Below are 18,420 nucleotides of genomic sequence, written 5' to 3'. Positions count from 1 at the left end.
ATATCAATGCACATCTACCCGAAGAACACCGGGCCCATCCGCCCGGAGACGACTCGCCCCTCGGCGCCCAGCGACACGCAGGACGCCGGACAGGTCAGCCCGATCGCTCCGGCGCCTTCGGGAACGGACCGCTCGGACAAGGTCCAGATCTCCGACGCTGGCCGCGCGCTCGCCGCGCGTGACACGAGCGATTCGTCGAGCACGTCGAGCCTCGACCCCGCTCGTGCTGGCCGCATTCGCAGTCGCGTCCTCAGCGGCGCGTACGATACGCTCGAGGTCGTCGACACGGTGGCCCGCCGACTCCTCGATAGCGGCGATCTGTAGCCGCCGGCTTCGCCTGCCTCATCCGCTTCGCCTGCTTTCGCTGCTTCCGCCGCTTTCCTCAGCCCTCGAGTTGGTGCTCATTCCATGAAGTTTCTCGTCGTCGACGATTCCGCCACGATGCGGCGGATCATGATCAACGCGCTTCAGCGCATCGGTTACAACGATGCCGTGGAAGCGGCCGATGGCTATGAAGCGCTCTCGTTGTTCGACGAGAGCATTGGGTTCATCATCACCGATTGGAACATGCCGGTGATGAGCGGGCTCGATTTCGCACGCGCGGTGCGCGCGCAGCCCAACGGCATCACCGTCCCGATTCTGATGGTCACTACTCGCGGCGCCCGCGAAGACATCGTCACCGCGGTCGAGGCGGGAGTCAACAACTACATCCTCAAACCTTTCACGCCGGCCATTCTGAAGGAGAAGATCGACCGTCTTCTCGCAGGAATGGGTGCCGCCGCCTAAGGAACTGTCTCCATGAGACCCCCGGAAGCGTTGCTGTACGACTCGGAAGCATCGTTGCGGTTGGTCGATCACGCCATCGAAGAGCTGAACACTTCGGGGGCGAAGCTCGACAACGACGCGCGCGGCTTCCTCGAGCACGTGGCCAATCAGCCCGGCGGTTTCGCCGAGTTGTCGAAGACGCTTCTCCGCGCGTATGCCGAGACGGTGGGTATCGTCCAGCGCATTCGTGAGAGCACCGGCATGGGTGACGACGCCGGCATCGACAAGCTCCAGCAGATGCACGGCCGCCTGCACGAAGTCTCCACGGCCACCGAGTCGGCAACGACCGACATCCTCGACGCGGTGACGCGCACGATCACCCTGGTCGACAAGCTCGACGACGTGGACGCCGAGACGCGGAAAACCATGATCGCGTCGATCAAGGAGGAGCTGGGCGGGTTGACGAATCACCTCCAGTTCCAGGACATCACGGCGCAGCAGCTCCAGCACATCGCCAGCCTTCTGGCGGACATGCGCCGGCGTATCGCGCAGATCATCACGATCTTCGCGCCCGGAACGCAGCTCCCCGCCGAGTCGCCGCACATCGACGCGACCGCGTTCGATCCGCACGCGACGGCCGTCGCCTCGCCGGAAAGCCAGGCGGTGGCGGACGAGATCTTCTCGGTTCGCAAATCCCAGAAAAAGTCGGCGTAAGCCTCGCCGGCACCGGTACTCTGCACCATCAACGCCCGGGCCTCGGCCCGGGCGTTAGCATTTGTATATGGGCATATCGGCGGAGCCGGGTACGGAGCGGCGCGCGCGCGTCGTGGCGATCTCCGGATCGAGCGGGCTCGTAGGCTCGGCGCTCACTCGGTCGCTCGAGGCAAGCGGTCATTCAGTGCGGCACCTCGGCCGCGGCGCCGCGGCGGCGACGGGACTCGACGGCGCGGACGTCGTGGTGAATCTCGCGGGCGAGAACATCGCGCAGCGCTGGAGCGCCAGTGCGAAGCGGCGCATTCGTGAGAGCCGCGTGGTGACGACAACGAGCATCGCGGAGGCGATGGCGAGCATGCCCCACGGGCCGCGCGTCCTGGTCAGCGGATCGGCGATCGGGATCTACGGCTCTCGCGGTGACGAGCTGTTGGATGAGGCGAGCACGCTCGGCGACGATTTTCTGGCGTCGGTGTGCCGCGACTGGGAAGCGGCGACGGAGCCGGCGCTCGGCGCCGGCGCGCGCGTAGTTCATTTGAGAACTGGCATTGTGCTGTCGCCCCACGGCGGCGCCTTGGCCAAGATGCTGCCGGCTTTTCGGCTAGGCGCGGGTGGCCGAATGGGAAGTGGCAGGCAGTGGATGAGTTGGATCTCGCTGCCCGACATGGTGCGCGCGATCGAGTTCGTGATCGAGCACGCGGATGCGAACGGGGCGGTGAACATCGTCGCGCCCGGTCCCGTCACCAATGCGGAATTCACGACGGTGCTGGCGCGCGTGCTCCATCGGCCGGCAGTCGTGCCGGTGCCGAAATTTGCGCTCTCGTTGATGTTCGGCGAGATGGCCGATGGGACGGTGCTGGCGAGCCAGCGTGTGACGCCGACGCGGCTCGAGCGCTTGGGCATGGAGTTCGAGCACCCCGTGCTGGAATCGGCGCTCCGAGCCGTTCTTGACTAGCGACGACCTTACGCGATCAATGCGCTCAACCGATCGCTGAACACGCGGCTTGCCGTCAGGCGCGTACCGTCGCGCATGATCACGATGTACTCGCCGTGGAACCACGGCTCGAGCTCCTTGATTCGATCGATGTTCACGATCGCCGAGCGGTGAATGCGCACGAAGACCTTGGGATCCAAGCGCGCCTCCATGTTCTTCATGCTTTCGCGCAGCAGGTGCGCGTCGTTCTTCGTGTGAATCTTGACGTAATTGCCGCTCGCTTCGACCCAATCGATCTCTTCGGTGCGCACGAAGAAGACGCGGCCGCTCGACTTGACGATCAGGCGCTCGGAGTACTTCCGCTCCTCGCGCAATTCCTCGAGCAGCGAGACGAGGTGCGAGTCGATCACCGCGGTGGTTTGAGACGATGCGACCTTCGTGCGCGCGCGCTCGAGCGCCTTTTCGAAGCGCGATTGATCGAACGGTTTGAGCAGGAAGTCGAGCGCGTGGATCTCGAACGCGCGGATGGCGTGTCCGTCGTGCGCGGTGACGAACACCACGGCGGGCATGCGGGCCGGATCGAGGTTTTCGACGACCTCGAAGCCGTCCATGCCGGGCATCTGCACGTCCAGGAACACGAGATCGGGCTGCGTACGCTCGATCATCTCGAGCGCGGCGATTCCGTCGCCGCACACGCCGACGATCTCGACGTCCGGCTGTTCTTCGAGCAGCGACTGCATGCGGTCGCGTGCGAGCTCTTCGTCATCTACGATGAGCGTGCGGATCTTGGTCGATTCGGTCATGATGGTTCCTCATTGCGGCGCTTCGCGCCTTCACTCGGAATTCCGCCGAGAGGGCTCATGGATTGTTCCTCATTGCGGCGCTTCGCGCCTTCACTCGGAATTCCGCCGAGAGGGCTCATCAGTCGGCCGCCGTGCGTTCGAAGGGGTGAAAAGGGATTGCCATCGTGACATGGACGCCTTCGCCCGGAGCGCCACGAAGCGCGAACATCTGGCGTTCGCCATAGAGGTGTGCCAGACGCTGCCGCGTGCTTGCCAGGCCCACGCCTTCCTTGTGGCCTTCGCGAAGTCCACGTCCATTGTCCACGACGTCGCAGCGCAGCATGTCGCCTTCGCGCCGAACGGTGATCGCGATCGAGCCCTGGCCCAGATCGCCGAAGCCGTGGCGGAAGGAGTTCTCGACGAGCGGCTGCAGAAACAGGTTCGGCACGCGCGCATCGCGCGTCTCGGGATCGACGTCGATCGACACCTTGAGGCGGTCGCCGAACCGTAATTGCATGATCTCGAGATAGCGTTGCAGAAACTCCAACTCGGATTGCAGCGGAACTTCCTGCGCGCCGATGTTCTGGAGGGACATGCGCAGGAGATCGCTCAACGCGGCGACCATGGAGTCGGCGCGTCGCACGTCCTTGTGCATGAGCGCGGAGATCGAGTGGAGCGTGTTGAAGAGGAAGTGTGGTTGCAGTTGCATGCGGAGCATCTGCAGCTGCGCCTGCGCCAGGCGCGCCTCGAGCTGCGACGCGCGCAACGCGCGATCCTTGGAGACGCGATAGTAGATCACCGCGTGATGCACGGCGACGAGCATGCAAAACACGACGGAGTCGAGCACGGTCCACGCGACGAGCAGGCGCATGAACACGAGCGGAAACGACTGGATGCCGCTGGTGGGATCGAGCGTCGTCGACGCGAGCGCGAACAACCCGATGTGCACGACGACGAAGCCGACGAGGCCGGCGACCTGCACGAGCCAATTGCGCGCCCGCTGATGCCCCCACACGGGATAGCGGCGCGCCAGCGCCATGACGAGCGGCGCGAGCAAGGCCCACGCGTACGTGAACACCAGCTCGCCTGGAACGAGGCGGAGCAGCGACACGGGCTCGCCGACGAGCCGGCTGTAGACGTAGCGCTCGATCGAGTACAGCACCGCGACGATCGTCGCGACGCCGAACAGCAGCAGCGTGAAGCCGACCTGGCGTTCGCGCACGACCGCTTGATCGGCGGCGCGCGTGAGCCCGAAAATGCTGTATTCGCCGGTTTGCGCCAGGGCCTCAGGCGCGGGGACCGTGCGCGGTGACACCGGGGTGCGCGGGCGCGGGTTGGGCGAGAACGAGGCGTTCAGAAAATCCGAATCCGGCGTAGAGTCTATCATTCCCTACTGGTGTCGATGTCCGGGGGTTTCGTCCCACCGCTCATCCGTTAGACACCAGAAGGTGAAGAACTGTTTTCAAAGCGCTGTAGAGCTTTTGTAAAAGCGGCGTCGCCATCGTACCGACGTAATCTCGCTGCTCGCGCCGTGTCCGAAAAATACAGAGCCCCTCCGGCTGTGTGCCGGAGGAGCTCTTGTCTTTGACGGCCGGAGCGCCCTCGCCCTCCTGCGAGCCATCCGGGCCTGGGGAACCGCATCGCCCATGCCGTACGGCGCGTGCGATCGCGGATTCACCTCAACCGAACATCACGGAAACTGCGGCGGCGTCTTCTTGTGGAAGTCCGTGGCCGCCTGGAAAGCGTGCGCGACCGACAGAATCTTCTCGTCCTGGAAGATCGGGCCCATGATGTACATGGAAGTCGGCAGCGGCAGCACCGGAGCCGGCGGTGCTGCGGGCGCCGCCGGGACTGGCGCCGCCGTCCGCGTGGTGTCGCCGCCACGGCCGGCGCCGCGACCACCGCGGCCGCCACCGCCCCCGCCGCCGCGACCGAAGTTCTGCGGAATCGCGAATCCCGTCGGCACGACGATCGACGGCGTGCCCACAATGTTGGTGACCGACGTGTCCTCTCCCGGCGAAAAGATCACATCATACTTCTGGAACAAGTCCCACCACTTCTGGCACACTTGCGTGCGCACGCGGTTCGCGTTCACGTAATCGGCCGCGCTGTAGAACTGGGCGACGCGGAAATAGTCCGGCCAGGTACTGAAGAACTCCGTGCGGCTGCGCATCATCACATCCAGCTCGCTCTTGAGCGTCGCCTGTTGGAACGCGGCACCCGATTCCGCGCGCAGAATGAAGTCGTCGAGATAGTCGTAGCCCGGTGTCGGATCGCCGACTTCCTCGACCCTGGCGCCGAGTGATTCGAGAACTTTAATGAAGTTCTGGGCTTCGGCGTTGGGGATCGTGGCGCCCGTCGAGTCGCGGCGCTCGAACATGTTCTGGGTGCCGCGCATCTTGAAGTAGCCGATTCTTAGCTGCGACGGCTTCACGTTCGCATTCCAGTTGAACGGATACTCCTTCACTGAATAGTCGAATCCGTCGGGACCTTGAATGGCGGCGAACACGAGCGCCGTGTCCTCCGCGCTGCGGCAAATCGGGCCGAGCTTGTCGGTCGTCCACGACAACGCCATCGCTCCCGTGCGAGGCACGCGGCCGAAGCTCGGACGGAAGCCGGCGACGCCGCACGTTCGCGCCGGCGACGTGATGGAGCCGTTGGTCTCGGAGCCGATCGCGAAACCGACGCAGCCGGCCGCGACGGCCGACGCGGGACCTGCCGAGGAACCGCTCGATCCCGTGGCTGGATTCCACGGGTTGCGCGTGCGCTCGCCGAACCAGATGTCGCCCTGTGCGAGCGCGCCGAGTGTGAGCTTGGCGACGAGAATCGCGCCGGCGTCGTCGAGGCGCTTGACGACGGTCGCGTCGTAGTCGAACGCCTGATTCTTGTACGGCAGCGCGCCCCACGTCGTGGGATAGCCTTTGACGGCGAGCAGGTCTTTCGCGCCCCAGGGAATGCCGTGCAGCGGTCCGCGATATTTCCCGCGCGAGATCTCGGCGTCCAGGTCCTTCGCCTGCCGGCGCGCCCGATCTTCGGTGAGATTGATGACGAAGTGCAGCTGCGGATCGTACTTCTTCAAGCGAGCGAGATACATCTCCGTGAGCTCGGAGGGTTTCACCTTGCGCGTGCGCACCAATTCAGAGAGTTGTGATACCGGCGCATACGCGAGCTCGTCGAGGCTCGTCGGACGCGCCATGACGGGCGCGTGACTGCGCTGCATCATCGCCTTCGATTTCGGCGCGAGCTTCTGGCCCGGCGGCACAGGGTCGAAGACGATCGCGGGAAACACCGTCATGTCGAGCGGCACCGCGTGCAACGCCTGCGTTTCGCCGCGCAGGCCGCGCAAACCCTGCGCGATCGCCGTGCGTTGTTCTTCCGTGAACGAGAGGCCGGAGATCGTTTCCGCATCGGCGACCATCTGCGGCGTGATGTCGGGAACCTGCTGCTGTTGAAGCTGAGCCCAGAGCACGCCCGGCAGCAGCGTGCCGCCCAGGCCCACCGAGGCGAAGTACGTCATGAAGGAACGCCGATCGTACGTGTGTTCGGACGTGATGTCAGCCATGACCCAAGAGAGTGAAGGTGAGATGAACCGAGCGATCTAATCCCTACGCGCCGGCAGACGTGCCCGCAAGGCCGCCAAATGTCGAGCCACGGTTGCGCCGGAGTGCGACACGAGACCAGAATGGGTTAGACTCGACAATTCATTCATGCCTTTCACTCAGACGATGGTCGTGATCGGCGAAGAGCAGGCGGGAGAAGGAACCTCTCTGTGCTTCGCCAGAATGTCGACGTGTGTGGCCTGCATTTGTGTTCTGCAGAATACGCTCGTCGGCGTCCACTCGGTGGCGTACAGCTCCGCGAACATGCCTGCCGCATTCGCGGCTGCGCTTGCGCTGATCAACGGCCGGGCGGTCAACGCGCTATACCTCGTGGGATGGCGTCTCAACGACGCGCAGTCCGGGTGGCACGACGTCGCGGGCATTCGGCAGTCGCTCGGATGCGGTGCCGTCCCGGCATACGGAATGGATTTGGCGACCACGCAGTCGAGCACGGACGACTCGAGCTGGTATGTGCCGCACGCGCCGGACGCCGCGCTCGGAAGCGCGTGGCGAACCGTGGCCCCGAAAAAGATCACCGATCTCGCGCTGTTCGCCGATTGGACCGGCGCGACGACCGTCTCGCTCGGCGTGAAGCGGTCGTCGAAAGTCACGATCGGTCCGGCGGATCCCGTGGCGTCGAACGCGCTCGTTCAGAACACGACGGCCAGGACGATGCGCTACTATGCGTTACCCGCACCTGTGAGTACGCCGAGCGTGCATCTGCATCCGCTGACGCAATCCGATTTCACGCAGCTTTGACGGCACGGCCGAGCTTGGCTATGGGCACCGCACCGCGTGATTGACCACGCCGGCCCCAAACGCGAGCTTCCGAGTGCATCGACCCAAGGCATGTTCGTTTTCATCTCGCATCTCACGGTTCCAGTCGAGGATCAGACTGCGTTAGAGCGCCATTTTCATGAGCGCTCGCGCCTCGTCGATTCGTTCCCGGGCTTTCTCTACCTGCAGTTGCTTCGGCCCCAAGCCGGCGAGGCCGCATTCGCGTTCCTGACCGCGTGGGATTCACGCGACGCGTTCTCGCGCTACATGCGAAGCGAAGCGCATGCGATGTCTCATTCGCGCGAGCCCGGCGAGATCATGGCGCGGACGCAGGTGCGGCACGAGGCGTTCGAGGTGCTGATGGATTCGCGCGTCGAGCTGGTATGACGGCGCCCGCCGACGGTCACGGCGCCGCGGAGATCCTGCTGCACGACAAAGAGAGTCTCGCGCGCGCGATCACCGCGAACCTCTACGCCGAGCTGCCGGAGTTGATGGAAAAACACGGCGCGCGCGGACGCGCGAAGTGTCTGGAAGACATGCACTACAACATCGAGCATCTCATCCCCGCCGTCGATCTGCAACAGCCCGGCATGTTCGCGCAGTATGTGCGTTGGCTCGACAGCATGCTGCGCGCCCGAGGTGTCGCGACGCGCGACGTGCGGCGCTGCCTCGAACTGCTGCGCGATGAAACGCATGCCAGATATGCCGAGTCGGATGCGCGTGCGATCGCGACTGTCATCGACGCCGGCTTGGCCACCTTGAGCGCAGATGCCGGCGGATGAAGACGGAAGCCGCGACTTTCCTCGAGGCCCTGGTGCGCGGCGACCGACGGTCGGCGCAACGCCTCGTCGACGGCGTGCTCGATCGCGGCCGCACGCTGCGCGAGCTCTATCTCGACGTCTTCCAGCCCGCGCTGCAGGAGATTGGCCGACGCTGGCAGTACAACGAGGTGACCGTTGCCGAAGAGCATCTCGCGACGGCGATCACGCAGGCAGCGATGGGACGCGCGTTCGAGCGCGTCTACCGTTGGCGTGATTCGCGCTCGCCGTCGTTGATTGCCGCGTGCGCCGACGACGAGCGGCATCAGCTCGGGCTGCGGATGGTCTGCGATCTTCTCGAGCTCGAGGGATGGGACACGACCTATCTCGGCGCTTCGGTGCCGGTCGAGAGTCTCGTGGACATGGTATTGAAGCGGCGTCCCGACGTCGTCGCGCTCTCGGCGTCGATCGGGCCGAATCTGCCGCGTGTGCGCGGCGCCGTCGCCGCGATTCGCGAGAGCGGCGTCTCGCCGATGCCGTTGATCGTCGTCGGCGGCCTCGCGGTTGCGGGCGACGCGAAACTCGCATCGCGGCTAGGCGCGGACCTCACGGCGGTCAGCGCGGCCGACGCGGTGGAATTATTGACGGCGCGCGTCGCACAGCGGGCCTGAACGCGGGTCGCTGACGCCGCACCTCGCGCTCGAACAAGCGCGTCTGCATCTTAGCCCGGCCAACCCCGGTCAACCCGGCCCGCCACAACGGGATACGGCCCGGTGAAACCGCCGGGCCGTCACGTCCGTCATATCTCTCGAAGCATATGACTGAAATCATCATCGAGGGTGTCCTGTTCGCTGCGTTAATCGCGGCTGTGGGCGCCCTTTTCTACTTGGTGCTCTTGTATTTCACACCAGCCGGCGTTCGGGTCCGTCAAGCGCGGAACCGGAGGCGAATCGATCGCGCGGCCGAGCTGGTGTGTCCCATTCACGGCCCGCGCGCCAATTCTGACCTGGTACGCCTCACCAGCGGGGAAGTCATCTGCCCCGATTGTTACAAGGAGACTGTCCATGGGTAGCTCGATCGGTGACCGCCTGTCCTCCGTGCACCTCGGCACTGAAAGTGTCAATGAGCTCGGCCGAAAGGTGCGTCGCATCGTCGGCGTCATCGCGGCGTTGGTGCTCGCGCTGATTCTCTTGCCGACGACGGTCACGTACGTGAATCCCGGCTACGTCGGCATCGTGATCCACCGCGCCGGCGGCGGCGTGGACAAGACACCGCTCGGACCTGGATTGCACCTCAAGAATCCGTTGACGACGGGCATCGAGGAATATCCGGTCTATATGCAAACGCTCGTGCTCTCGAAGAACGCGGTCGAGGGCTCGCCGGCGAACGAGGAGATCAACGTCAACAGCCAGGAGGGACAGCCCCTCTCGCTCGACGTCTCGATGAGCTTCGAGCTGGATCAGGACAAGGCGCCGGCGTTGTACTCGACGTTCCGCCGCGACATTCAGTCGATTCAGCACGGCTACGTGAAGCAGTCGATTCGCCAGGCGCTGCAGGAGGTCATCGGCAACGAGGAGATCGCGGCGGTGATCGGCCCCAAGAAGGCCGAAGCGGTGAACCGGGTGCAGTTGCTGCTGTCACAGCGGCTCGCGCAGTACGGCATCGTCGTGAAGCAATTCACGATCAACGAGCTGCGCGCGCCGCCGGCGGTGATCGAAGCGATCAACCAAAAGAACGTGATGCAGCAGCAGGCGCTCACCGCACAGAACGAGCTTCAGAAGAACACGTTCCAGGCGCAGGGCGACTCGATCAAGGCGGCGGGCTCCGCGAAGGCAACGCTGGTGAACGCGGAAGCGCAGGCGAAGGCGAACGATCTGTTGTCGCGGAGCATCACGGCGAATCTGGTGCAGTACGAGATGGCCAAGCGCTGGGACGGCAAGATGCCGCAGGTCGCCGGCGGAGCGATGCCGTTGTTGCAACTCGGCAAGCCGTAGCGCGATGGTCGTTGGGCGAAAAAAAAGCGGCCGGGCTTATTGCCCGGCCGCTTTCGTTATGACGCCGCGTGCTTCGTTCAGCACCGGTGAAATGTTGCCGGTGTGGCGCCACAGCAGCTTGCCGTCTTTGCCAATTATGAAAGTCGTCGGGACGCCCATGACGGCGTAGCTCTGGCTGATATTGTTGGCTGGATCGTGCGCGACGGTCATTTCGAGCTTGTTCGTCTGGGCGAAGCGGCGGACACGCTCGATGTCGCCGTTGTCGACACTCACCGCGACCACGCGCACGCCGTGCGATGCATACGCATTCTTTAACGAGTCGAGCGCGGCCATCTCTTCCTGGCATGACGCGCACCACGTCGCCCAGACGTTGAGCACCGTCGGTGCTTCGGTCCCACCGACGTGAACCGTGTCGCCGGCGAGCGTTGGCGCGGCGTACGCAGGCACGGCTGCGCCGACGTCGAGCGGATGGAAGGCTCCGCCGTCGCCGCCAGTCTTTGCGCACGCGATCGCGGCCAGGGCCATGAATGCGATTCGTGCGCGCCTCATTGCAACACTCCGCGGCGAACGAGTACCTGTGCGTCACCGATTGCCTCGAGCCCCTTCGGCGCTTTCTTGTCCTTGCTCGCCGCCGCAGCGGCAGCTACCTCGGCGTTCTCGGCGGCGGCGCTCACTTCCGACCATGCGATCGCGACCGAGTCATTGTGCACCGCGAGCACCGGAAACGACGCCGCACGTCCAGCCGCACTGATCGGCATCGCGTCAGCGAAGTGCAGTCCACCGTCGTTGGAGACGCGCACCATGACCTGCGGAATCTGTCGTGTACCGTCATCCCACGCGACGACGACGCGATTGTTCGACGCGAGCGCCATCTGCACGTGAGCCGGCCGCGAGAACTTTGCGGCGCCGAGCGCAGAAGCTTCGCTAAATGTCTTTCCCCCGTCCGTCGAGCGCGCGTAGAACACGCCGGCCGCGCCTTCCTTGCCGGTCCACCACGTGACGTGGAGTGTGTTGTTGTCGTCGACGGCGATCGCAGGCCCCGCGTGCGGACATGCGTCAAAGTTCCAGTTGTCGGCGTGCACGCGAATCGGTTCGCTCCACGTCGCGCCGTGATCGCTCGAGCGCGCGACGACGATGTCGCGAATCGAGCCCGGATACACATGGCGCCACGCCATGAACAACGTGCCGTCCTTCGACGTGGCGAGCGCGGTGCGGCAGCACGGACAGGCCTCGCCCATGTCGACGCGGACGCGCGGCGTCCAGGTCTTGCCGCCGTCGGTCGAACGGGAAATCCACGCGGCGGAGCTTTCGTGGGCACCGTGCATCCCCGCCATCCCCTGCATGGCCGGCGTGTCGTGCATCGAGTGGCTCATGCCCGACATCTCGCTCATCGCCGCCATCGACTGCGCCGAGGTGTCGGCGTCCGATTTGCCGAGCCACGAAACGTAGACCGTGCCGTCGTCCGCGACATGCAACGCGTGGAAGCTGTGCGACCCAAAGATCGCGCCGTCGGTGACCGTAACGGGGACGCTCCACGTCTTGCCGTCGTCGCGCGACGATACGACGCGCAGTGCCGATCGCGGGAAGCGTTCGCCGGGGACGACCTTGCCCACGGTATAGACCGCAAAGAGGCCGCCGTCCGGCGCATAGGCGAGCTTGGGCGGCGCTTCGCCGTGTGCCTCGACGGGCCCCAGCGTGTCGCGCAGCTCGGTGGGAGCGGCGCCGGCGACGGAGACATACAGTCGCCCGTCGGTGCCGCCGTTCGGCGCCGAGACCCAGGCGACCGCCTGTTTGCCGTTCGGCGAGATGGCGAACATCGGCGCGGTGCCGACGCTGGTGGGCGCGCTCAACGTCGCGGCGCCGGCCAGCCGGACCGCCTCGCCTTTCGTGGCGCCGCAGGCCGCGGCGCCAATGAGCAACAGAGTATTACATAATAAGAATGAGTATCTCATATTACCAGAACCGGTAACGAATGCCGCTCGTGAGCGCGCGGCCGAGGCCGAGGAGCTGCCCCGCCGCGCTGGTGGTGGCGTTGTCGGCGTACCGGGCGCCAGTGAGGTTCGTGATCGAGCCGTAGATCTCGAAGCGGTCGTTCGCGCGATACGACGTGCTCGCGTCGAACAGCGTGAACGCCGCTTGATGGATGGTGTGATTGACGTCGAGGAACATGTCCCCATTGAAGCGCGCGCCGGCGAAGGCGGTCCACCGGCGCGTTGGCTGCCAGCTCGCTCCGAGCGTCGCCGTGTTCGCCGGCACGGCGCCGAGCTGGGCGTTCGTCGGGTCGCCCGTGGTCGTGGACGAATAATGGCTGTCGGTGTAGGTGTAGCTGCCGTCGACGCTGACCGCCGATGCGACACGCCACTTTCCGGTCAGCTCGAGGCCCCGCGAGATCGCGTCCTGTCCGTTCGTGTTGAAGTTCACCGATGCGGGACAGTTGGCCAGCGTCGTTCCGCAAATCGCGGTGACCGCCTCAGGCGCCGCGGCGGCATTCGGAATCTTGTATGACGCGATCAGGTCGCTGGTGTTGTACTGAAACGCCGTCGCTCCAAGCGTGACATTCCGCAGCCGATAGTCCGCGCCGACTTCAGCGCCCGTCAGCGTCTCGGGACGCAAGCCGGGGTTGGCGATCGTGATCGACGTCGTCGACGAAAAGCTGCGATAGAGATTGTTGAGTCCCGGCGCGCGAAAGGCGCGGTACGCGGCCCCGCGCAGCGACAGCGCGCTCGTGACCTCGAACCGGGCCGCAAGGCTCGGGTTGAGCGAACCTTCATGCGAGTCGTGGACCGCACCGCCCAAGGTCGTTCCCGCGACGCCGTTGGCAAACTTCGTCATCTGTGACACGCCGCCGGTGTTCGTCCAATAATCGTATCGCAAGCTCCACGTCGTCTCGAGGCGAGGCGTCGGCGTCACCTTCAGTTGCGCGAAACCGCCGAAGAAGCGCTGCGTGCCTCGGCCGAAGTTGGTGCGATTGATCGTCGCGCTCGCGACGTCGGCGGTGGTCGGCCGATTGTACGTGATTGCGCGATCTTCGCCGCCGACGGTGCGGAAGTCAGCGCCGGCCTCGAGGTTCGGAACGCTCGCGCCGAGATCCGTCGTCGCCAGCGTCGCCGACGCGCCGAGCTCGCGATACGGATTGTCGTCGCGCGAGTTCGCGTACTGCACGAGCGGGGCGGTCGTCGCGGTGGTGTTGCAATTCGCCGCCGCGGCCAGATAACAGCCCGCGCCATTCGACTTATCAAAACTCTCATACTGGCCCCACGCGCGCACCTCGGCGCGCGTGTTCTCGCCGAGATACCGGGTGAAGCCGGCCGCGGCGTCCGGACTCTTCTGGAGGTTCGTCCCGAAGCGGTAGCCGCCGACATCCTCGTTCTGCTCGTGATAGCCGGCGCGGAAGAATCCGCTGAACGACCCGGCGGGCGTGTAGTACACGGCGACCTGTGCGTTGCCATTCTTCGCCGACGACGGGCCTTTGCCCGGCACCGTCGAGAGGAATGCATCGGGAGTCGTTTGATAGCCGTCGGTTCGCAACACATCGCCCGAAACACGAATGCCCCATACACCGCCCAACGCGAAGTTCTTGGCGACGGCGGCATTCGTCGTATTGAACGACTGATAGCTGATGTCCGCCTGCGCGCTGTTGTCGATGGGCTTGCGGGTGACGATGTTGACGACGCCCGCGACCGCGAGGTTGCCCCACACGCTCGACGAGCCGCCGCGAAGAACCTCGATGCGCTCGATCGCCGAGAGCGGCACCTTGAACCACTGCGTGGTGCTGTAGAACGGATCGTGAATCGGCACGCCGTCGACGAGCATCAATACTTTGCTGTTGGTGACGCCGCGCAACTTGGTTTGCTGGCCGGTGGGGTCGGTTGTGTAGTATGGCGCGCCGGGGATGTTCATGCCCGGGATGTCGCGCAGCAGCTGATCCAGCGTCCGTGCGGGCGACTGCATGATCTCGGCGCGGCCGATGACAGTAGCGTGGAGCGGAACGCGGTCGAGCGTCGTCGTTGCGCGCGTGGCGGAGACGACGACGGGGCCGAGCGTGGCTTTCGTCGAATCGCTCGGGCGGGTGGGCGCCTGGGCGAGCAGGCGTGACGACGCCGCGAGCAGCGCGCCCATCACAGGCACACACCCGCGGAGGCGGCGTGTTAGAGTTCTGATATTGTTGTGCATTGCCAGGTGTCTGCGTGTAATCGAGACCATTGTTGGCCTCGAGGGTCGGCGAGTGACTTGGCGCGACCTCACGCAGGACGGCGACGGCCATGAGGGCCATCGCGCGGTCGGGATGTGCGAGGGAGCGCCGCGCTAGGCGCGCGGCGGTCCGGTGGTGTAGGGCCGGGCGAATTCCGGCGCGGGCCGCGCAAGCGACTCGACGCTCGGGACCGAGCGCAGCGGGGCGTCGATCAGCGTTGCGATCTCGACGCGCGGCGCATCCGGCGCACGAAGGAGAGCTCCGCCGACCGCGCAGCAGTCGATGCAGGTGCAGTCGTGGTGGTTGTGTCCGGGTTGCTTCGTGTTCGAGCTCGCGTGGTGTGACGCGTGATGCGCATGCATGGCCGCCGCCGAGCTCGTCATGTGCATCGAGCCGTGCATCGAGCCGTGCATCGACGCGGCGATGGCGTGACCGGCGCCGTGCATCGGACACGGCTGCAGCACACCCGGCTCGCCCGCAACGAGCGGGAGCCAGAACGCCAGCAGGCTGGCGAGCGCGCGGAACCACGGTGTACGACGCATTACCTGTAAAATGGCCTGATTCGCGGATTCGTTCCAGAGGACACGTGGCGATGCCCGAACGAAGGCCTTCCGACACGCACGGAATGGAGATACGGCCGTTTGCCGCTCTCGGACTATGGACGATTCAGCACATCCGCCGATTCCGATCCCGGTCTTATTATTCGGGCATGCCGATGGTTCCCTTTGTATCCTTGCCTGATTCCGCGCGCATCTGGGTCTTTGCCAGCGATCGCGCGCTCCGCGGAGCGCCTGCTGACACCATGCTCGCGGAGGTCGATCGTTTTCTTGGCGAGTGGAAGGCGCATGGCGTTCCGCTGCGATGTGCGCGCGAGTGGCGCGACGATCGTTTCCTGGCGATTGGCGTGGACGTGACCGCGGAGAACGCGTCGGGCTGCTCGATCGACGGGCTGTTTCGCACGTTTCAGGAGCTGCAACGCGAGATCGGCGCGCAGCTCATCGGCGGCGGCCGCGTGTTCTATCGTGGCGATGCCGGCATCGAGACCGCGACGCGGGAAGAGTTCGTCGAGCATGTGAAGCGCGGTCACGTGAAGGGCGAGACACCGGTGTTCGATACGACGATCACCGATGCGCGGACGTGGCGGCAGAAGTTCGAGCAGCCGGCGAGCCTGGCCTGGACCCAGCGTTATTTCCAGGAAGGTTTGCCGCGAACCACTGCTTAGAACAACGACCAGATCTGACCAGATCTGACAAGATCTGACAAGAACCGTAACGTCATGGGCGAGATGATACCGCCCGACGCAGCGGTGTCCGCCTTTACAGATCGTGTCAGATTTTGTCTGATCTGGTCGTTGTTATAGTGTTGTTATGCGCACCGGCTTGGGACGCGGCGCACAGACGCTCACGTCAGATCGTCGTCCGTCACCTCGGGATAACTTCGTTCCACCCGCGAGATCTCCTCGGCCTGTCCCGGCGACAACGTCTCCTCCGGATCCAGACACCAGATCCCATCCATCAGCCCCTGTCGCCGTAAGACTTCGTGAATGCCAGGGATGCATCCCCGAAATGCGTGCGTCGCATCGAACACGACGGCGTTGGCGTCCGTGAGTGCGGCACCATACGAGAGCAGCGACGGCTCGTACTCGCCGGTGACGCGCGCTTCCTTGATCGCCGCGAGCAGCGACACCGCGGCGCGCGTCCACACCGCCCACTGTCCGAGCAAGCCGCCGTCGATCCATCGCAAGACGGTCGTTCCACCGACCGCGATCGGAAACGGCGTCAACAAGTCGGCGACGATGTTGTCGTCGTTGCCGGTGTAGAGCGCGATGTCATCGCGTCCCGCCTCGACCACCGCGCGCACGACGTCGATCGTTTGATAACGATTGAATGGCGCGATCTTGATCGCCCACACGTTCGCGATCTCAGCGAACTCGCGCCAGAAACGATGCGATAGCACGCGTCCGCCCACCGCCGGCTGCAAGTAGAACCCGAACAGCGGAATGATCTCGGCAATGGTGCGGCAGTGTTCGAGAATGCGATCTTCACTCTGGTCGCGCCACGCCCCCAGGCTGAGCAAGGCCGCGTCGTATTGGAGCTCGCGCGCGATCTGCGCTTCGGTGGTGGCCTGCGCCGTGTGTCCGACGACGCCGGCGATCATCGCGAACGGACGCGGTGAATCAGCGAGCTGCGATCGCGCTTCGTCCATCGCGATTTCGAGCACCGGCCGAAACAATCCGATGTCGGGATCTCGAATGGCGAACTGTGTCGTGTGCACGCCGACCGCCAAGCCGCCGGCGCCGGCTTCGATGTAGTACCGCGTGAGTCCGCGCTGGCGTGCCTCGTCGAGCCGGCGGTGTTCGTCCAGCGCGAGCGGATGCGCCGGAATGACCTGTCCAGCGCGGAGATGCTCGCGGATGCTCGGGCTCGAGACAGCGGCGTCAAAACTTTCCATCGCGTGCCTCGAACTTGGTGGGTTTGCCTAGCAACGAACCGCCGTTCTTTACCCAATCCGCGACCCAATCGATCATTCGCTCGACGCTGACCTCCGGCGCCGAGAAATTGTCGCGCATGCGCGACGTGTTGCTCACGAGTGCATCGGGTCGCTCGGCGCCAGTGAACGTTGCCGCCTTTCCAAGGTGTTCGGCGAATTTTTCCGCAAGCGCGCGAACGCTGAGCAACTCGCCGCCCGTGACATTGACGACGAACGGCGGCGTCGCCGTCTTCGCCAAGCATTCGATCGCGATCCGATTCGCATCGCCCTGCCAGATGACGTTGACGTACCCCATCTCGAGGGGCACCGGCTCGCCGCGAAAGACGCGAAGCGCGAGATCGACGAGCACGCCATATCGCAGATCGATGGCGTAGTTCAATCGCACGATCGAGACGCGCGTGCCGCGACGCTCGGCGTACCACTCGAACACGCGCTCGCGGCCGAGACATGACATGGCGTATTCGCCGATCGGCCCCGTCGCGTCGGATTCTCGCGCGCCGCCCGACGCCACCGGCGTGAGCGGATACACGTTGCCGGTGGAGAACGCGACGATGCGCGCATCGCGATAGTGCTCGGCGCAATAATCGGGAACCAGCGTGTTCATCGCCCACGTCGTCGCCGGCGCGCCCGCGGTGCCAAATTTTTGTCCCGCCATGAAAATCACGTTCGGCGCACGAGGCAGCGTTGCGACGTCGGCGCGGTCGAGCAAATCGCAGGCGATCGTCTCGACGCCCGCGTCGTTGAGTTGACGCTCGGCGTCGCGCGACGACCAACGGGACACGGCGATCACACGGCGATCGTAGCGCGCTGCACGCCGCACCATTTTCGCGAGTGTCGGCCCCATCTTTCCGCCCGCGCCCAGGATGACGATATCACCGGGGCACGCGTTCAGCGCGGCGGTTGTTTCCGCGCGCGGCGTCGAGAGGAGGTCGTCGAGCTCCGCTTCGGTCATCTCACGCCGCGGCTGCGTTCTGAGCGTAGCGTTTGATGCGGCCGACCATCGCGTTCAGTCCGACTTCGCGACCCGACAAACCAATGCCTTCCATGATCTGGTGCACGAAGTCGTTGGGAATGGCCAGCGTCGTGGCCGGGTCCTGCTCGTTGATCGCCGAGAAGAGAATGGCGAGAAACGCGGCGATGGTCGGCGATTGCCTGATGTTGAGGTCGGCATAAAAGTGCATCTTGCCGTCGCGATATTCCGGGAAGAGGTCGACGCGCGTTTGGCACTCGGGCACCGAGAAACTGCCCCGCTCGACGTCACGAAACCGGTCGGGCAGTGGCTCGAGCTTCTTGGAGTAGTGCACCAGAGCCTGCATTTTTTCCTCACGGCTCATTGCACGAAAGCGTTCGATCACGCGTGCGATGGTCCGAGGGAGCTCTCCCGATGACGTTGCCTCGCTCATGGTCGCATTCAAGTG

Annotated in this window: 20 protein-coding genes; 10 read left to right on the top strand and 10 right to left on the bottom strand. The window is 64.9% G+C overall.

The window, feature by feature from the left end:
* Positions 1 to 6: 6 nt before the first annotated feature.
* The 4 genes from VN706_25720 to VN706_25705 all read left to right on the top strand — a co-directional run bounded on the left by VN706_25720 (position 7) and on the right by VN706_25705 (position 2,431).
* A complete protein-coding gene (locus tag VN706_25720; GenBank protein HXT19052.1) occupies positions 7 to 324 on the top strand; it encodes a hypothetical protein in 318 nt (105 codons plus the stop codon).
* An 84-nt stretch (positions 325 to 408) separates the two neighbouring features.
* Positions 409 to 786: a response regulator gene (locus VN706_25715; protein ID HXT19051.1), complete on the top strand. Its 378-nt coding sequence runs from the start codon at positions 409 to 411 to the stop codon at positions 784 to 786.
* Between the two features lie 12 nt (positions 787 to 798).
* Positions 799 to 1,479, top strand: a complete 681-nt coding sequence (locus VN706_25710) for a hypothetical protein (protein HXT19050.1) — start codon at positions 799 to 801, stop codon at positions 1,477 to 1,479.
* A gap of 67 nt (positions 1,480 to 1,546) precedes the next feature.
* Entirely contained in the window at positions 1,547 to 2,431 is an 885-nt protein-coding gene (locus VN706_25705; protein ID HXT19049.1) for a TIGR01777 family oxidoreductase, read from the top strand.
* An 8-nt stretch (positions 2,432 to 2,439) separates the two neighbouring features.
* On the opposite strand, the gene VN706_25700 is transcribed toward VN706_25705, so the two are convergent.
* The 3 genes from VN706_25700 to VN706_25690 all read right to left on the bottom strand — a co-directional run bounded on the left by VN706_25700 (position 2,440) and on the right by VN706_25690 (position 6,754).
* Positions 2,440 to 3,213, bottom strand: coding sequence for a LytTR family DNA-binding domain-containing protein (locus tag VN706_25700; protein HXT19048.1), 774 nt, complete (start codon positions 3,211 to 3,213; stop codon positions 2,440 to 2,442).
* Between the two features lie 118 nt (positions 3,214 to 3,331).
* Positions 3,332 to 4,579, bottom strand: a complete 1,248-nt coding sequence (locus tag VN706_25695; GenBank protein ID HXT19047.1) for a histidine kinase — start codon at positions 4,577 to 4,579, stop codon at positions 3,332 to 3,334.
* Positions 4,580 to 4,882: 303 nt separating this feature from the next.
* The gene (locus tag VN706_25690; GenBank protein ID HXT19046.1) at positions 4,883 to 6,754 is read right to left on the bottom strand and encodes an amidase; all 1,872 of its coding nucleotides are present in this window, start codon (positions 6,752 to 6,754) and stop codon (positions 4,883 to 4,885) included.
* 145 nt (positions 6,755 to 6,899) lie between these two features.
* Here VN706_25690 and VN706_25685 point away from each other — a divergent pair, with 145 nt between their 5' ends.
* The 5 genes from VN706_25685 (at position 6,900) to VN706_25665 (ending at position 10,320) form a co-directional block, all read left to right on the top strand.
* Positions 6,900 to 7,550, top strand: a complete 651-nt coding sequence (locus tag VN706_25685) for a hypothetical protein (protein ID HXT19045.1) — start codon at positions 6,900 to 6,902, stop codon at positions 7,548 to 7,550.
* Positions 7,551 to 7,640: 90 nt separating this feature from the next.
* Positions 7,641 to 7,955, top strand: a complete 315-nt coding sequence (locus VN706_25680; GenBank protein HXT19044.1) for an antibiotic biosynthesis monooxygenase — start codon at positions 7,641 to 7,643, stop codon at positions 7,953 to 7,955.
* Complete coding sequence (locus VN706_25675; protein ID HXT19043.1) at positions 7,952 to 8,350, top strand: hypothetical protein; 399 nt, start codon at positions 7,952 to 7,954, stop codon at positions 8,348 to 8,350. The genes VN706_25680 and VN706_25675 overlap by 4 nt, the downstream gene beginning before the upstream one ends.
* The gene (locus VN706_25670) at positions 8,347 to 8,997 is read left to right on the top strand and encodes a cobalamin-dependent protein (protein HXT19042.1); all 651 of its coding nucleotides are present in this window, start codon (positions 8,347 to 8,349) and stop codon (positions 8,995 to 8,997) included. The genes VN706_25675 and VN706_25670 overlap by 4 nt, the downstream gene beginning before the upstream one ends.
* A gap of 393 nt (positions 8,998 to 9,390) precedes the next feature.
* Entirely contained in the window at positions 9,391 to 10,320 is a 930-nt protein-coding gene (locus tag VN706_25665) for a prohibitin family protein (protein HXT19041.1), read from the top strand.
* Between the two features lie 36 nt (positions 10,321 to 10,356).
* Here VN706_25665 and VN706_25660 read toward each other — a convergent pair whose 3' ends face one another.
* From VN706_25660 to VN706_25645, 4 genes are all read right to left on the bottom strand, one after another.
* Positions 10,357 to 10,869, bottom strand: coding sequence for a TlpA disulfide reductase family protein (locus VN706_25660; GenBank protein HXT19040.1), 513 nt, complete (start codon positions 10,867 to 10,869; stop codon positions 10,357 to 10,359).
* Entirely contained in the window at positions 10,866 to 12,272 is a 1,407-nt protein-coding gene (locus tag VN706_25655) for a sialidase family protein (GenBank protein ID HXT19039.1), read from the bottom strand. The genes VN706_25660 and VN706_25655 overlap by 4 nt, the downstream gene beginning before the upstream one ends.
* Position 12,273: 1 nt before the next feature.
* Positions 12,274 to 14,493, bottom strand: coding sequence for a TonB-dependent receptor (locus tag VN706_25650; GenBank protein HXT19038.1), 2,220 nt, complete (start codon positions 14,491 to 14,493; stop codon positions 12,274 to 12,276).
* Positions 14,494 to 14,625: 132 nt separating this feature from the next.
* Positions 14,626 to 15,054, bottom strand: coding sequence for a hypothetical protein (locus VN706_25645; protein ID HXT19037.1), 429 nt, complete (start codon positions 15,052 to 15,054; stop codon positions 14,626 to 14,628).
* Positions 15,055 to 15,221: 167 nt separating this feature from the next.
* Here VN706_25645 and VN706_25640 point away from each other — a divergent pair, with 167 nt between their 5' ends.
* Entirely contained in the window at positions 15,222 to 15,734 is a 513-nt protein-coding gene (locus VN706_25640; protein HXT19036.1) for a hypothetical protein, read from the top strand.
* Positions 15,735 to 15,913: 179 nt separating this feature from the next.
* Here VN706_25640 and VN706_25635 read toward each other — a convergent pair whose 3' ends face one another.
* The 3 genes from VN706_25635 to VN706_25625 are packed head-to-tail and all read right to left on the bottom strand — an operon-like array spanning position 15,914 to position 18,405.
* Positions 15,914 to 16,963 (bottom strand): dihydrodipicolinate synthase family protein, encoded by a 1,050-nt coding sequence (locus tag VN706_25635; GenBank protein HXT19035.1) that lies wholly within the window; start codon positions 16,961 to 16,963, stop codon positions 15,914 to 15,916.
* Positions 16,950 to 17,954 (bottom strand): NAD(P)-dependent oxidoreductase, encoded by a 1,005-nt coding sequence (locus VN706_25630; protein HXT19034.1) that lies wholly within the window; start codon positions 17,952 to 17,954, stop codon positions 16,950 to 16,952. Before VN706_25630 ends, VN706_25635 begins: the two co-directional genes overlap by 14 nt.
* A 1-nt stretch (position 17,955) precedes the next feature.
* A complete protein-coding gene (locus tag VN706_25625; protein ID HXT19033.1) occupies positions 17,956 to 18,405 on the bottom strand; it encodes a SufE family protein in 450 nt (149 codons plus the stop codon).
* Positions 18,406 to 18,420 lie beyond the last annotated feature (15 nt).

The organism is Gemmatimonadaceae bacterium (assembly GCA_035606695.1).
Taxonomy (GTDB): Bacteria; Gemmatimonadota; Gemmatimonadetes; order Gemmatimonadales; family Gemmatimonadaceae; genus JAQBQB01.
The sequence above is the reverse complement of the archived record's forward strand: the minus strand, read 5'-3'. Positions and strand labels throughout refer to the sequence as shown.